This window comes from Acinetobacter sp. G18, from assembly GCF_052660225.1.
Map to the genome: position 1 here is coordinate 3,817,036 of NZ_CP109658.1, position 13,818 is coordinate 3,830,853.

Genomic DNA, 13,818 nt, shown 5'->3' on the forward strand with positions numbered 1-13,818 from the left:
AAAGCTCTACGATTTTTCAGTGTCTTTTGTTCTTTTTTGAGCTAGAATCGGCTCATCCTGCGTTTAATAGACACTTGTTACTATGCAGTGGACAATATCAATTAAAGATAAATACACAAAGGGTTGCGTGTGAAGTATTGCCAGTTTTTTTCTGTTCTTGCCTTAAGTTTAAGTGCTGCCAGTTGTGCAGTTACTTCCGGTTTACAAACTTACGATATTCCAAATGAAGGTGTGTATAAAACAGATCTCGGAACCACAGTAAATGTGGTTAAAATTACTCAAGAAACATTACCAGCAATTCAACCCGCTCAAATTGACTATAATCGTAACTACTCTGCATTATTTAAAAATCAGCAGCCTATATATCGCTTAAGCTCAGGTGATGTTCTATCTATTCACCTTTGGGCCTATCCTGAAATTACACCTCCAGTAAACACGATTAGTAATCAGGAGTCTATTCAGGCAAATGGCTATCCTATTGATCAAAGTGGATATATACAGTTCCCCCTAGTTGGTCGTTATAAAGCAGCTGGAAAAACCTTAGCTCAAGTTAACCGCGAGTTACGCACCCAACTTGCACGTTTCTTAAAAAATCCGGATGTAGTGGTACGTGTATTATCTTATGAAGGACAACGCTTTTCAGTACAAGGTAGTGTAAGTCGCGCTGGGCAGTTTTATTTAAGTGATCAACCTGTGAGTATTTATACTGCACTTGGTATGGCTGGTGGAGTATCCGAACTTGGTGATAATACATATATTCAATTAATTCGTAATGGTATTTCCTATAAACTCAATACAATTGAATTAGAAAAAGCAGGTTATTCATTAAATAAGCTTTTAGTACAGCCTAACGATACTATTTATGTTAGCACTCGTGAAAACCAAAAGATTTATATCATGGGTGAGGCTGGTAAAAATCAAGCATTACCTATGCGTGACCAAGGCATGACCCTAAGCGATGCTTTGGGAGAAAGTCTAGGTTTAAATCCATTATCAGCTAGTGCTAGCCGTATTTATGTTTTACGTACCAACCCAAATGATCGCTCAACAGAACTCTACCATTTAAATCTGATGAGTATTGGTGACTTTGGTTTAGCGAATCAATTTAAGTTACGTAGTAATGATATTATCTATGTTGATGCTACAGGTCTAACTCGCTGGCAACGTGTTATCAACCAGATTATTCCGTTCTCAAGTGCTTTATATAACGTAGACCGTTTGGGAAAAAACTAATGCAATTTAAAAATATTTTGGTAGTTTGTATTGGAAATATCTGCCGTAGTCCTATGGCAGAATATTTATTAAAACAGCAATATCCTCTATTAAATATTGAATCTGCAGGCATCTCAGGTCTTACTGGTCATCAAGCCGATGAAAAAGCCTTACTCTGCATGCAACGTTTAGGTATTGATATGCAACCGCATATCGCACGCAAGCTAAATGCGGAACATATTAAGAAAGCCGATCTCATTTTAGTTATGAGTCAAAACCAGCAAAAGCATATCGAGCAAACATGGCCTTTTGCTAAAGGTAAAACTTTTCGCTTGGGACATTGGCAAAACAGAAATGTGCCTGATCCATACCGCCATGATCAAGCTGTGTTTGATGATACTTGCCAACTCATTCAAAAATGCGTGGCTGACTGGACACCTTATATTTAACATTTAGATATTTAAGCTTATGAACCAAAATACTAATACCGAAGATACAATTGACTTAAAAGAATTGTTTTTTTCACTCATTGCACAGTGGAAATTAATCGCCCTTTGCCTTATTTTAAGCCTTGTATGTGCCTTATTATATTTACGTGTAACACCGGATACTTATTCAGTTGATGCATTGGTTCAGGTAGAAGATAGTAAAGGAGCTTCTGCTGCTTTACTAGGCGATTTATCTAATATGATTGAACAGAAATCGCCAGCTCAAGCAGAAATTGAAATTTTAAAATCTCGCTTAGTCCTTGGCTCTGTGATCAAGGACTTAAACTTAGATACACGAATTTCTAGCACAGAAAACACTTTTACTCATCGTTTATTAAGCAATGTTAAGTATAAAACTGAATATAATAATAAATCTGTTTTATTCAAAGACGATGAAAAAAGTTTTGAAGTCCGTCAATTCGTAGTACCTGCTTATTATTTAGATAAAAATTTACATCTGAATTTTGATAAACAATCTTTACGCTTAACAGATCCAGCAACTGAAGAAGTTATATTAACTCTTCCTCTAAATCGTATAAATCAAGTGACTGGACCACATGGTGCATGGAAAGTTTCGATTTTCACCAAAGATCAATTTGATACAACTTATAATATAAGTAAACAGTCTTTACCAGCCGCAGTTAATGCGATTAGTTCAAATTATTCTGTTTCTGAACGTGGTAAATTAACTGGAATACTTGGATTAAGTTATCAAGGCCAAGATCAAGAACATATTACTAAAGTTTTAAATGCGATTTTGGCTACTTACAGTGCACAAAATATTGAACGTCGCTCAGCTGAAACTGCTCAAACATTAAAATTTTTGGATGAACAACTTCCAACTCTAAAGAAACAGCTTGATGATGCGGAGCGCCAATTTAACAAATTCCGTCAACAATATAATACAGTTGATGTAACTAAAGAGTCTGAGCTTTATTTAACTCAAAGTGTTACTTTAGAAGCCCAAAAAGCAACGCTTCAACAAAAACAAGCTGAAATGGCGGCAAAATATACCGCCGAACACCCAGCAATGCGTGAAATTAACGGGCAACTTGCAGCCGTTAATAAACAAATTGGTGAGTTAAATAGTACGTTAAAACAATTACCTGATGTACAGCGTCAGTATCTTCAATTATATCGTGAAGTAGAAGTAAAAACTCAGCTCTATACAGCGCTCTTAAACTCTTATCAACAACTACGAATTGCAAAAGCTGGTGAGATCGGAAATGTTCGTGTTGTTGACACAGCTGTTGAACCAATTAAGCCAATTAAACCGAAAAAAATTCAAGTCTTGATTTTATCGTTATTTTTGGGTGGTTTTATTGGTACTCTTATTGCTTTACTTCGCAATATGCTTCGTACTGGTATTAAGGATTCTGGACAAATTGAAAATGAACTGGATTTACCTGTATATGCAACTGTACCACGTTCGCCAATTCAAGAAAGTCGTATCAAAATTTTAAAGAAGAAAAAGAATATTCCTATTCTTGCTGTTAAAAATAGTGATGATATTGCAATTGAAAGCTTACGCAGTATTCGTACTGCGATTCACTTCGCATTAACCAATGCAAAAAACAATATCATTATGATTGCAGGTCCTTCACCAGAAGTAGGTAAATCATTTATTTCGACCAACCTTGCAACTATTTTCGCACAAGGTGACAAACGAGTACTCTTGATTGATGCCGATATGCGCCGTGGTTATATGCATAAATACTTCGATGTCGATGTAAAACCTGGTCTTTCTGAACTGTTAAGTGGACAAGCTGATTTATCACAAGTATTACATAAAACCCAAGTTACGAATCTTGATGTGATTACTCGTGGTAAGAGTCCTACAAATCCTTCAGAGATTTTAGGTTCTAAACAATTTAAAGAATTACTTGAACAGCTACAAAGTCAATATGACCACATTATTATTGATACTCCACCAGTACTTGCAGTAACTGATGGTATTATTATTTCACAATATACTGGTGTGAACTTAATTGTTGCTCGCTACGCCAAGTCACAAATGAAAGAGCTTGAATTAACGCTAAACCGTTTCGAACAAGCTGGTGTTAAAGTCAACGGCTTTATTCTTAATGATATTCAACGTGCTAGTGCAGGTTATGGCTATGGTTATAATTACGCCTATGCCTATAAAGCACAAAAAGAAGACTAAGTTTCAAGTTTTCATAAAACCGGATCAAGTGATCCGGTTTTTTTATTTAATTTTTTTAAGTTTCACCAAATTAAAACTAACTAAAATATATAAAAAAACCACTCGTTTTTTTTGTTAAACATTCTATGCTTAAGTCGAAGCATGCTAAGATCGAAGCAGCCTTTTAGACTCAAATGATTATTTTTGGAACCTTTTATGAGTAAAGCCTTACCCATTGCTGTCGCTGTAGTTTTAGGCGGTGCTGCACTTGTACCTGTATATTATGCAACTCAACATCCGACCACAGAAGTTGGACGTAAAGCAGACAAAAATGCTTCTCCAATTCAAAAAATCAGTTATGTGCTTGGGTATGAGGTTGCGCAACAAACTCCTCCAGAACTGGATACAAAGGCATTTGTTCAAGGGATCCATGATGCTCGTAGCAAACAGCCAAGTGCTTATACTCAAGAAGATTTAAAAGCAGCTGTTGCAGCTTATGAAAAAGAGTTACAACAAAAAATGCAGCACCCAGATAAACCAGCGCAAGCAGGCACATCTGCTGAATCTGCCGATGCACAATTCCTTGCTGAAAACAAAACAAAAGCTGGGGTAAAAACCACTGCATCAGGTTTGCAATATATCATTACTAAAGAAGGTACTGGTAAGCAGCCAACAGCACAGTCTGTTGTTAAAGTCCATTATGAAGGTCGTTTAATTAACGGTCAGGTTTTTGATAGTTCTTATAAACGTGGTCAACCTATCGAGTTCCCTCTTAATCAGGTGATTCCAGGATGGACTGAAGGTCTTCAACTTATGAAAGAAGGCGGAAAGGCGACTTTCTTTATTCCATCAAACCTTGCATATGGTCCACAAGAAGTTCCAGGGATCCCAGCAAACAGTACACTGATTTTTGATGTAGAACTCATTTCAGTGAAATAATAACAATCCAGGAGAGTAATTATACTCTCCTGTTTTTTTGGAAAATGGCATGAAAAAAATTAGTTTGGTTATTGCAGCCTCAACAATGAGTTTATCTGTTCTTGCTGCCACGCCGATAACAAATAAAAGCCCAGCAAAAGATCAGTTTAGCTATAGTTATGGCTATTTAATGGGACGTAATAATACTGATGCATTAACAGATTTAAATCTTGATATCTTTTATCAAGGTCTTCAAGAAGGTGCTCAGAACAAGTCAGCACGCCTCACTGATGAAGAAATGGCGAAAGCGATTAATGAGTATAAAAAAACTTTAGAAGCTAAACAGCTCGTTGAGTTTCAAAAATTAGGGCAACAAAATGCCCAAGCAGGGGCTGCTTTTCTTGCAGAAAATGCGAAGAAATCTGGTGTGATTACAACTAAATCAGGTTTGCAATATCAGGTATTAAAAGAAGGTTCGGGTAAAACACCTAAAGCTACCTCTCGAGTAAAAGTGAACTATGAAGGTCGTTTACTCGATGGAACTGTCTTTGACAGCTCAATTGCACGTAATCACCCTGTCGATTTCCAATTGAATCAGGTGATTACAGGCTGGACAGAAGGCTTACAAACAATGAAAGAAGGCGGTAAAACCCGTTTCTTTATTCCAGCTAAACTTGCTTATGGTGAAGTAGGCGCTGGTGATAGTATTGGTCCAAATAGTACTTTAATTTTTGATATTGAATTACTACAAGTTTTGCCAAAATAAGTTTTTTTAAGATCAAAAAAAGCGATCATTTAAGATCGCTTTTTTATTTTAATGTTTTAAATCTCTCGGTCTAAAACCTGTAATCAGTAAGCCAATTAAGTAAGCGATTACACCTACTACGCATAGACCTGCGACCTCAGCAATACGGATCCATTGAGAAAGTTCACCATTATACCAATTTAACCCAAACCAAAGCACTGCAATCATAGCAAGGTTTGCTAAACCATATTGAAGAGCTAGTTTTTTCCAATGTGAGCCAAATCGGAAAATATTACGCTTATGTAGATAGAAGTAGAGCAAACCGGCATTTACCAAAGCTGAGCCAGAAGATGCCAATGCAAGCGCCATATGCTCAGCATGCCAATTGATCAGTTTAAAGAATCCAATAAATACAACGTTTAAAATGGCATTTGCGGCAACTGACATTAAACCTACACGTACTGGTGTTTTAGTATCTTGCTGCGCATAGAAGCCTGGTGCAAACACCTTAATGAGCATAAAAGAAATTACACCAGCACTCATACATTGCAATGCAAGTGCTGTCATTTGAGTATCACGTAGGTCAAACTCGCCACGTTGAAATAAAGCCTGAATAATCGGTGTAGAAAGCATAAATAAGGCAATACTTGCTGGCAAACCAACCAACACAATAACTCTTGCTGCCCAGTCGATCATGCCGCGGAACTTTTCCTGATCTTGCTCAGCATGACGTGCTGAAAGCGAAGGTAAAATCACTGTACCAATGGCAACACCGATTAAACCCAAAGGTAGCTCAGTCATACGCTCTGCACTGTAGAGCCAAGATACCGAACCGTCTTGCATGAAAGAGGCCCAAATCGTATTTAACAATAGGTTAATCTGAGTCACAGACACACCAAATAATGCTGGAAGCATTAATTTTAAAATACGCTCTACACCCTCGTGTTTAAAATCAACTTTGGGTGGAATCAGTAAGTTTTTACGCCATAATTCAGGAATTTGTATGGCTAACTGTAAAATACCTGCTGCGACAACAGACCATCCTAATGCTTTAATAGGCTCAGCCATATACGGCGTAAGCCACCATGCACCTGCAATCATTGCGACATTGAGCAATACAGGTGAAAAAGCAGGGGAAGCAAAAGAACCATAACTGTTTAAGATACTGCTGGCAAAAGCAGTCAGTGACATAAACATTAAATATGGAATAGTCAGACGGAACATGCTGACCGCTAAATCGAATTTTTCAGGGTCATTATGGAAACCCGGCGCATACATATAGATGATTGCTGGTGCTAAGACCATAGCCACGAAAGTGAGTAAAGTCATGACCATAAGCAAACAACCAAATACCCGACTAATTAGGATTTGAACTTCAGCATGTAATCGACCTGTTTTATATTCGGTTAGTACTGGAATAAAGGCTTGCGAGAAAGCTCCTTCTGCAAATAACCTTCGAAAGAAGTTGGGAATACGAAAAGCAACGACAAAGGTATCGAAATCTTTACCCGCACCAAACACGTTGAGCAGTACAACATCTCGTACTAAACCCAATACCCGTGACAACATCGTCATCGCACTGACAATAAAAGTCGATCGCCACAATGCCATCGTACTCACCTACAGCTATATATTCGAAAGTCGCTATTGTAATGAAACTAGAAAATCTTTTCGTTGTGAAATGATGAATGAACTCAAGTTTTTTTCTGTGCTAACAGTTGTCTAAAGTGCTGCCATTTAAAATAAGGTCCCGGATCGGTTTTTCGGCCCGGTGCAATATCTGAATGTCCTGCAATATGGTTTTTAATTTCTGGATAAGCTTGACGAATAGCAGTAACCACATCAGTTAGTACACTGTACTGTACTTCTTCAAAAGGCAAATCATCACTTCCTTCAAGTTCAATACCAATTGAATAATCATTGCATTCAACTTTAGCTAAATAACTCGAACGCCCTGCATGCCATGCCCGATCATTAAAATTAACAAACTGTAGGACTTCCCCACTACGTAAAATCAGCAAATGCGTAGAAACTTGCATGCCTTCAATAGTTTGAAAATAGGGGTGAACCGACCAATCTAATTTATTTTGAAAAAACTGCTCAATATACCCACCTCCAAATTGAGATGGCGGCAAACTAATATTATGAACCACAATCATTTGAATTTCGGTACCAGTCGGACGCTGGTTAAAATTTGGAGAAGGGACTTGTCTCGCCCCTTTTAATTGTCCATCTATAACTTCATACGGTGTGATTTTCTTCATTGAAGTGCCAATAAATTGCTTGCCAATTGTTTTAGTTTAAAACAGTTATGTGCTTTTCAAAGTAGTCAGCACGATTGTTTATCGCGATTAAACGAATAAAACAGCTTATTTTTAAAGTCGACGGTGCTAATATATCGCAAGTTTTAGGGTCATCGACAAAATGGAAACCGTATGAGCATACCTCAGTCTTTGCTTGAACAGTCAATTCAAATCAATATTCAACAAGCATTACAAGAAGATATTGGGGACGGTGACATTACCGCTATGCTCACGCCTGAAGATGAGCAGGCAACCGCGACCATTATTAGCCGTGAAGATATGGTTTTAGCTGGACAGCCGTGGGTGAATGCGCTCATCTCAGCTTATGACAACACTGTACAGGTGACTTGGTTAAAACAAGAAGGTGACCGTGTTGCTGCAAATGAAGCCTTTTTAAAGCTTGCTGGTTCTGCACGTAGCTTACTTACTGTAGAGCGCCCTGCTTTAAACTTTATTCAAACTTTATCTGCTGTTGCTACAAAAACTGCTGAATATGTTCAGCATCTTGAAGGTTTAAATACAAAACTTCTTGATACACGTAAAACTTTACCGGGTTTACGTATTGCACAAAAATATGCGGTTGCTATTGGCGGCGGACAAAACCATCGTCTTGGTTTATTTGATGCGTTCTTAATTAAAGAAAACCATATTATGGCAGCTGGTGGTATTGCTCAAGCAATTGCAAAAGCACACCAAATTGCACCAGGCAAACCAGTTGAAGTCGAAGTTGAAACTTGGGATGAGCTCAACCAAGCACTTGAGGCTGGCGCGGACATTGTTATGCTAGACAACTTCAGCCAACAGCAAATGATTGATGCCGTAAAGCATGTAGCTGGACGTTGTAAACTCGAAGCTTCTGGCAATATCACCATTGAAAACTTGCGTGAAGTGGCAACTACTGGTGTCGACTATATTTCTATGGGTGTCCTGACTAAAGACGTCAGAGCTGTTGATTTATCTATGCGTTTTAATGCTTAAATAAAATCCACATCGTTATTGGTTTGTTTCTGCGACTTAGTTATGTCTGCCGCTTGTGTTTTTTGCCATGCTGACTGAGTCGCTTGTGCCCCGTTATCTCGTGGGTCGGCAGCCATTAAAACAAAAGTAACTACTGCTAATAATACAATAAAACCTTGTAGCATAAATTTTCCCCATCACTTTTAAAAACTCAGGATTTCAAGGTAAAAGAGAAATATGACGAGGCTTAGGAGATTCTGTTACAAAAGGTAAGTCTTTATTTTTATTATTCATCTATACAACAGCATCTTCCCACATAGTATTTTATATCAATACCCTAATCCCTTTATTTACTATCGTGACAGGTGACATGGATGTCACCGTTTCTCTGTGTTACAGGGAAGTAACATCAGAGAAATAGAGGTTTTTGTCACTTTTGACCTTTCAAAAGTGAGGAAAGCCTATACAACATCTATTTGAATTACATGTGATATGAGGCTGTGCTTTTTGATTAAAGTCATCTGAATCAACTTTAGATAATAATCCCAATTCAGACTATATAACTTAAGACTCTAAATAACCCATATATGGGTCAGAAATCGAATCTTCTTGAGTTTCTATACGTCCTGCAAAACGGCGACTAAACGTTGCATCATCAGCTAATGTCACCGTAAAGTCATACCAACCACCAAATTCAGACATATCCCAAACTAATTCTTTTTCAGAACTATTCGTCTCGATAGTCCATGTCTTACTTGGAAGGTAAGCATTTGCTTTAACTGTGAGTTTGACTGACTTATTGCCGTCGTGACGAACTTTTAAATACAAATTCGCATCACACTCTTCCACACATACTCTAATTTCTGGTAATGCTTGAGCTTGGTTAACTTGGCTCAAATTACCTTTAAACGCGCGGTGGAAACCATTTGGCCCAAGTACCCATAAATCGTACTGTCCATTTATCGTGCTCCACACGTCATCAAGCTGTTTACCTGCCTCAACCATATAGCGACGAGGAGCTACTGTAAGATCTAATCGATTATAGACATGGAAAACGGCTGCTTGTTTACCCGTATTAGAGAACATCAATTTAACTGTTTTTTGAGTGGCATCAACTTTGGCACTGGTGTGCAAAATATATGGCAAAGCACGTGATGGTCGAATCCCCATTTCCTGCTGAGGAAATTGCTGCTGGCTTGGAACAGGAACTTGTGGCAATAAAGCTTGAGCAACACGAATCGCATCGGCTTCGGCTTTGGTTTTCTTGCCATCTAGTTCAGCAACAGGCAAAAGGTTCGGTGTTTTAAAATTAAATGCTGTCGTTAAATCACCACATACGGCGCGGCGGTATGGGCTAATATTCGGCTCTTGTACACCAAAGCGTTTTTCTAAAAACTGTAAAATAGAAGTATGGTCAAAGACTTGAGAGTTTACCCAGCCACCACGGCTCCACGGTGAAATTACATACATAGGAACACGCACACCCGGCCCATACACTCGACCATCTGGCTTAGGTTGAGATTTTGAAGTCGCTACTGCTGGATGATTAAAGTATTCATAAGATACTTGCTGATCGGTTAAAGTTGTTTTTCCATATACAACACCATTTATATCTTTAGATGGCGCACTCGGTGAAGGAACATGGTCGAAGAAACCATCATTTTCATCGAAGTTCACCAATAAAACAGTTTGGCTCCACAACTCAGCGTTTTCAGTTAAAGCATTTAATACTTCCTGAATATACCAAGCGCCTTGCACAGGACTAGATGGTCCCGGATGTTCACTGTAAGTTGCCGGAGCGACCAACCAACTCACTTGCGGTAATTTACCTAGTGCAATATCAGCTTTGAAAGTTCCTAAGAAACCACCATCCGGCATGGTATTGGCAATACCTTTATAAAGTGGCTGTGTTGCATCGATTTTTTCATCGTATGCTGGGCATGTTGGCGTGTCATTACTGACAGGTTGATCAGATTGCTCGTTAGCACGGCGATATTGCTTGAAACCAGCTAAAGGGTTATCGGTAAAGTTATCTGGCATGTTTTGATAAACTTTCCATGTCACACCAGCCTGCTGTAAACGCTCAGGATACGTCGTCCATTCATAACCTTCTGTTGATGGTCCAATCCCATCAAATTCGTTGACCACACTGGCTACGCCTGCACCTGTAGGGCCATTCGTTCCAGTCCAGATAAACTTACGGTTCGGGTTAGTCCCTGCATGCATAGCGCAGTGATAGGCATCACAAATGGTAAAAGCGTTGGCTAAAGCAAACTGATATTCAACTTCTTGCTTTTTATAGTAGCCCATTGACTGCGGTTTCTTATAAGCAACCCAATCACTCATTCGACCATTGTCCCAAGCAGCTTGGCCATCAGACCAAGAGTGAGGAGTTCCTGAAACACGCTGAGCATTTCCTAAACGACTATCTAAATGGTAAGGCAATACTTTATTTTTCTTGGCGTCGTATTGCTCCCAAACTTTGCGACTTTCTGTCATTGGAATGGTAAAGCGGTCACCAAAACCACGTACACCTTTTAACGTTCCAAAATAATTATCAAAAGAACGGTTTTCCTGAGTCAAAATCACAATATGTTTAACATCTTGAATAGTTCCACTTTCAACTTTGGCATCAATAGCCAGCGCTTTTTGAATACTCAGCGGGAAGCTCGCCAGAGCAGCGGTCCCAAACATAGTTTTTGTAGAATTTAAAAGAAATTCGCGACGATTCATTTTTTCATCCTTAATTTTTATTATGGTGCACAGTGCATTTTGCAATTACTGGTTGGCGGTGTTGTTGGCGATGAATTATCTGAGTTGTTGTCATCGTTACAAGCACTGAGCATAAGCGCTAAAGATGTAATAAATAAAAGTGAAAGTTTTCGCATCATTTTTTTCCAAACGGTTTAAATGCGAACTACTAATAAAGCGTAAAAGTGACAAGCAAGTGATGTTTTTATGTCGATTTGATGAAGGCATAAAAAAACGCATCCGAAGATGCGTTTTTTAGATAACTTGAAATTACCAGCCTAAAGCTTCTTGTTGCTTTTTAATCAGCTCGGCAATTCCTTTTTCTGCCATTTCTAACATGGCATTGCTTTGTGCACGAGTAAACGGTTTATCTTCGGCTGTACCTTGAATTTCAATAAACTCGCCCGCTTGTGTCATTACTACGTTTAAGTCAGTTTGACAGTTCGAATCTTCTTCATAGCAAAGATCAAGAAGCACTTCATCTTGATACATACCTACAGAAATTGCAGCAACTAAGCCTTTAAGCGGATCATGCTTAATTTTTTTCTGTGCAAGTAAAACATTCATCGCATCAACTAAAGCTACAGCAGCACCAGTGATTGAAGCTGTACGTGTACCGCCATCTGCCTGAATTACATCGCAGTCGATGGTAATGGTATTTTCACCAAGCTTTTTCAAATCAACCATCGCACGCAAGCTACGGCCAATGAGACGTTGGATTTCTTGAGTACGACCAGTTTGTTTACCACGAGCAGCTTCACGGTCACAACGTGAATGTGTTGAACGCGGTAACATACCATACTCTGCTGTTACCCAGCCTTGGCCTTGGCCTTTTAAAAAGCGTGGCACTGAGTTATCAATGCTTGCAGTACAAAGGACTTTGGTGTGACCAAATTCGACCAGCACAGAACCTTCAGCATAACGGGTGTAGTTTCGTGTAATTTTCACTTCACGTAATTGGTCTAATGCACGTTGGTCAATACGCATAATCCTTCCTAAATTCTCTTAAATACAAACTTGGGCATAGTATAGCAAAGGATTTTGACAGGTTGAGTTTATTCCCTACTTTGAAATGTAAGTCTGCACTTTTCATGGCTCAAAAATAAAAATAGCCCCTAAAAAGGAGCTATTTTGGATTAACTGAGATTATGCAAATTTAAATTTTGCTTTTAACTTTTCTAATGTCTGCATCACTTTTCCAGTGGTATGGTTTGGCAGTGAACATTTTGCTAAACGTACCCACACACTCCAGAACTGGCGCATAAAGTTCGCTTCATTGTAGTGAATACCGTATTCTGCGCAGAGTGTCTTAATCTTTGGGGCTACTTCTTTATAGCGGTTGGCAGGCATATCTGGGAATAAATGGTGTTCAATTTGATGGCTTAAGTTACCACTCATAAAATGCAGCCATTCTGTACCACTAAAATTACTCGAACCACGAATCTGGCGCAAATACCACTCTGCCTTAGTTTCAGTATCTGTATTGTCTGGCTCAAACGTTTCTGCATCTTCAGTAAAGTGACCATTAAAGATCACAGCAGATGACCACAAGTTACGAATAATATTGGCAATTACATTTCCTGCAAAAACCGGTAAAAACATAAGACCAGAAATCACAGGGAAAAACACATAATCTTTTAAAACTTGGCGTGTGGCTTTTTTACGGACTTTAGCAGAATCTTTCCAAACCTGTTTCCAGCTCTTGGTTTTATAAACTAATGCATCTTCAAGATGTAAGTTTTGTACACCTACATACCATTCAAAGAAAAACATTAACTGTAGACCGAGTGGAATATTGAACAGATGGCGAGGTTCCCACTTCTGTTGATCACTTACTCGTAAAATTCCATAACCCACATCATGGTCTTTACCTACAATATTGGTATAAGTATGGTGCACATAGTTATGTGTTTCACGCCAGTCATCACCAGAGGCTATGGTATCCCAATCGTAAGTATTACCGTTCAGGCTTGGTTCATTTAACCAATCAAACTGACCATGCATAACGTTATGACCAAGTTCCATGTTTTCTACAATTTTAGAAATGCCTAATAAGCCTGTTCCCAATAACCAGACAGGTGGAATCCAGCCACCAAACATCAACATGCCACGCGATGCGATTTCGGTATAGCGAACAAAATTACGCACTTTATAGATATATTTTGCGTCTTGTTCACCAAGACTTTGCATCACTTCTTGACGAATCTGTTCAACACGGCGACCAAACTCTTCAGTCTGTTCAGGTGTTAAATGAGCAGATTTAGAAACGGTAGAAAATTCTAATGCCATATTCATAGGGTT

13 protein-coding genes are annotated in these 13,818 nt (G+C 38.7%); 6 read left to right on the forward strand and 7 right to left on the reverse strand.

Annotated elements, in window-relative coordinates:
- Window positions 1-129 precede the first annotated feature (129 nt).
- The 5 genes from NE363_RS18040 (at window position 130) to NE363_RS18060 (ending at window position 5,527) form a co-directional block, all read left to right on the forward strand.
- On the forward strand, window positions 130-1,233 hold the full coding sequence (locus tag NE363_RS18040) for a polysaccharide biosynthesis/export family protein (protein ID WP_134263436.1): 1,104 nt from the start codon (window positions 130-132) through the stop codon (window positions 1,231-1,233).
- Complete coding sequence (locus NE363_RS18045; protein WP_068934970.1) at window positions 1,233-1,661, forward strand: low molecular weight protein-tyrosine-phosphatase; 429 nt, start codon at window positions 1,233-1,235, stop codon at window positions 1,659-1,661. The genes NE363_RS18040 and NE363_RS18045 overlap by 1 nt, the downstream gene beginning before the upstream one ends.
- A 19-nt stretch (window positions 1,662-1,680) precedes the next feature.
- Window positions 1,681-3,864 (forward strand): polysaccharide biosynthesis tyrosine autokinase, encoded by a 2,184-nt coding sequence (locus tag NE363_RS18050; protein WP_445535570.1) that lies wholly within the window; start codon window positions 1,681-1,683, stop codon window positions 3,862-3,864.
- 195 nt (window positions 3,865-4,059) lie between these two features.
- The gene (locus NE363_RS18055) at window positions 4,060-4,782 is read left to right on the forward strand and encodes an FKBP-type peptidyl-prolyl cis-trans isomerase (protein ID WP_068934965.1); all 723 of its coding nucleotides are present in this window, start codon (window positions 4,060-4,062) and stop codon (window positions 4,780-4,782) included.
- A 49-nt stretch (window positions 4,783-4,831) separates the two neighbouring features.
- Window positions 4,832-5,527 carry an FKBP-type peptidyl-prolyl cis-trans isomerase gene (locus NE363_RS18060; RefSeq protein ID WP_445535571.1) on the forward strand — a complete coding sequence of 232 codons (696 nt, stop codon included), beginning with the start codon at window positions 4,832-4,834 and terminating at the stop codon, window positions 5,525-5,527.
- Between the two features lie 48 nt (window positions 5,528-5,575).
- On the opposite strand, the gene murJ is transcribed toward NE363_RS18060, so the two are convergent.
- Window positions 5,576-7,126, reverse strand: coding sequence for a murein biosynthesis integral membrane protein MurJ (murJ, locus tag NE363_RS18065; RefSeq protein ID WP_171063688.1), 1,551 nt, complete (start codon window positions 7,124-7,126; stop codon window positions 5,576-5,578).
- 74 nt (window positions 7,127-7,200) lie between these two features.
- Window positions 7,201-7,770 carry a 1,6-anhydro-N-acetylmuramyl-L-alanine amidase AmpD gene (gene ampD / locus NE363_RS18070; RefSeq protein WP_348888648.1) on the reverse strand — a complete coding sequence of 190 codons (570 nt, stop codon included), beginning with the start codon at window positions 7,768-7,770 and terminating at the stop codon, window positions 7,201-7,203.
- A gap of 171 nt (window positions 7,771-7,941) precedes the next feature.
- Here ampD and nadC point away from each other — a divergent pair, with 171 nt between their 5' ends.
- Window positions 7,942-8,787, forward strand: a complete 846-nt coding sequence (gene nadC / locus NE363_RS18075; protein ID WP_019457906.1) for a carboxylating nicotinate-nucleotide diphosphorylase — start codon at window positions 7,942-7,944, stop codon at window positions 8,785-8,787.
- Here the strand turns inward: nadC and NE363_RS18080 are convergent.
- From NE363_RS18080 to NE363_RS18100, 5 genes are all read right to left on the reverse strand, one after another.
- Complete coding sequence (locus NE363_RS18080) at window positions 8,784-8,951, reverse strand: ABZJ_00068 family colistin stress protein (protein ID WP_004706093.1); 168 nt, start codon at window positions 8,949-8,951, stop codon at window positions 8,784-8,786. The two genes, nadC and NE363_RS18080, sit on opposite strands and share 4 nt — an antisense overlap.
- 379 nt (window positions 8,952-9,330) lie before the next feature.
- Entirely contained in the window at window positions 9,331-11,499 is a 2,169-nt protein-coding gene (locus tag NE363_RS18085) for a phosphocholine-specific phospholipase C (protein ID WP_445535572.1), read from the reverse strand.
- A gap of 20 nt (window positions 11,500-11,519) precedes the next feature.
- The gene (locus NE363_RS18090) at window positions 11,520-11,657 is read right to left on the reverse strand and encodes a hypothetical protein (RefSeq protein ID WP_153575731.1); all 138 of its coding nucleotides are present in this window, start codon (window positions 11,655-11,657) and stop codon (window positions 11,520-11,522) included.
- A gap of 130 nt (window positions 11,658-11,787) precedes the next feature.
- Entirely contained in the window at window positions 11,788-12,504 is a 717-nt protein-coding gene (rph, locus tag NE363_RS18095) for a ribonuclease PH (RefSeq protein ID WP_004706096.1), read from the reverse strand.
- Between the two features lie 159 nt (window positions 12,505-12,663).
- Complete coding sequence (locus NE363_RS18100; protein WP_445536400.1) at window positions 12,664-13,806, reverse strand: fatty acid desaturase family protein; 1,143 nt, start codon at window positions 13,804-13,806, stop codon at window positions 12,664-12,666.
- Between the last annotated feature and the right edge of the window lie 12 nt (window positions 13,807-13,818).

Coding starts and splice junctions, on each gene's coding strand:
- NE363_RS18045 (WP_068934970.1), top strand. CDS start 1,233: ATGCAATTTAAAAATATTTTGGTAGTTTGTATTGGAAATATCTGCCGT.
- NE363_RS18050 (WP_445535570.1), top strand. CDS start 1,681: ATGAACCAAAATACTAATACCGAAGATACAATTGACTTAAAAGAATTG.
- NE363_RS18055 (WP_068934965.1), top strand. CDS start 4,060: ATGAGTAAAGCCTTACCCATTGCTGTCGCTGTAGTTTTAGGCGGTGCT.
- NE363_RS18060 (WP_445535571.1), top strand. CDS start 4,832: ATGAAAAAAATTAGTTTGGTTATTGCAGCCTCAACAATGAGTTTATCT.
- ampD (WP_348888648.1), bottom strand. CDS start 7,770: ATGAAGAAAATCACACCGTATGAAGTTATAGATGGACAATTAAAAGGG.
- nadC (WP_019457906.1), top strand. CDS start 7,942: ATGAGCATACCTCAGTCTTTGCTTGAACAGTCAATTCAAATCAATATT.
- NE363_RS18080 (WP_004706093.1), bottom strand. CDS start 8,951: ATGCTACAAGGTTTTATTGTATTATTAGCAGTAGTTACTTTTGTTTTA.
- NE363_RS18085 (WP_445535572.1), bottom strand. CDS start 11,499: ATGAATCGTCGCGAATTTCTTTTAAATTCTACAAAAACTATGTTTGGG.
- NE363_RS18090 (WP_153575731.1), bottom strand. CDS start 11,657: ATGATGCGAAAACTTTCACTTTTATTTATTACATCTTTAGCGCTTATG.
- rph (WP_004706096.1), bottom strand. CDS start 12,504: ATGCGTATTGACCAACGTGCATTAGACCAATTACGTGAAGTGAAAATT.
- NE363_RS18100 (WP_445536400.1), bottom strand. CDS start 13,806: ATGGCATTAGAATTTTCTACCGTTTCTAAATCTGCTCATTTAACACCT.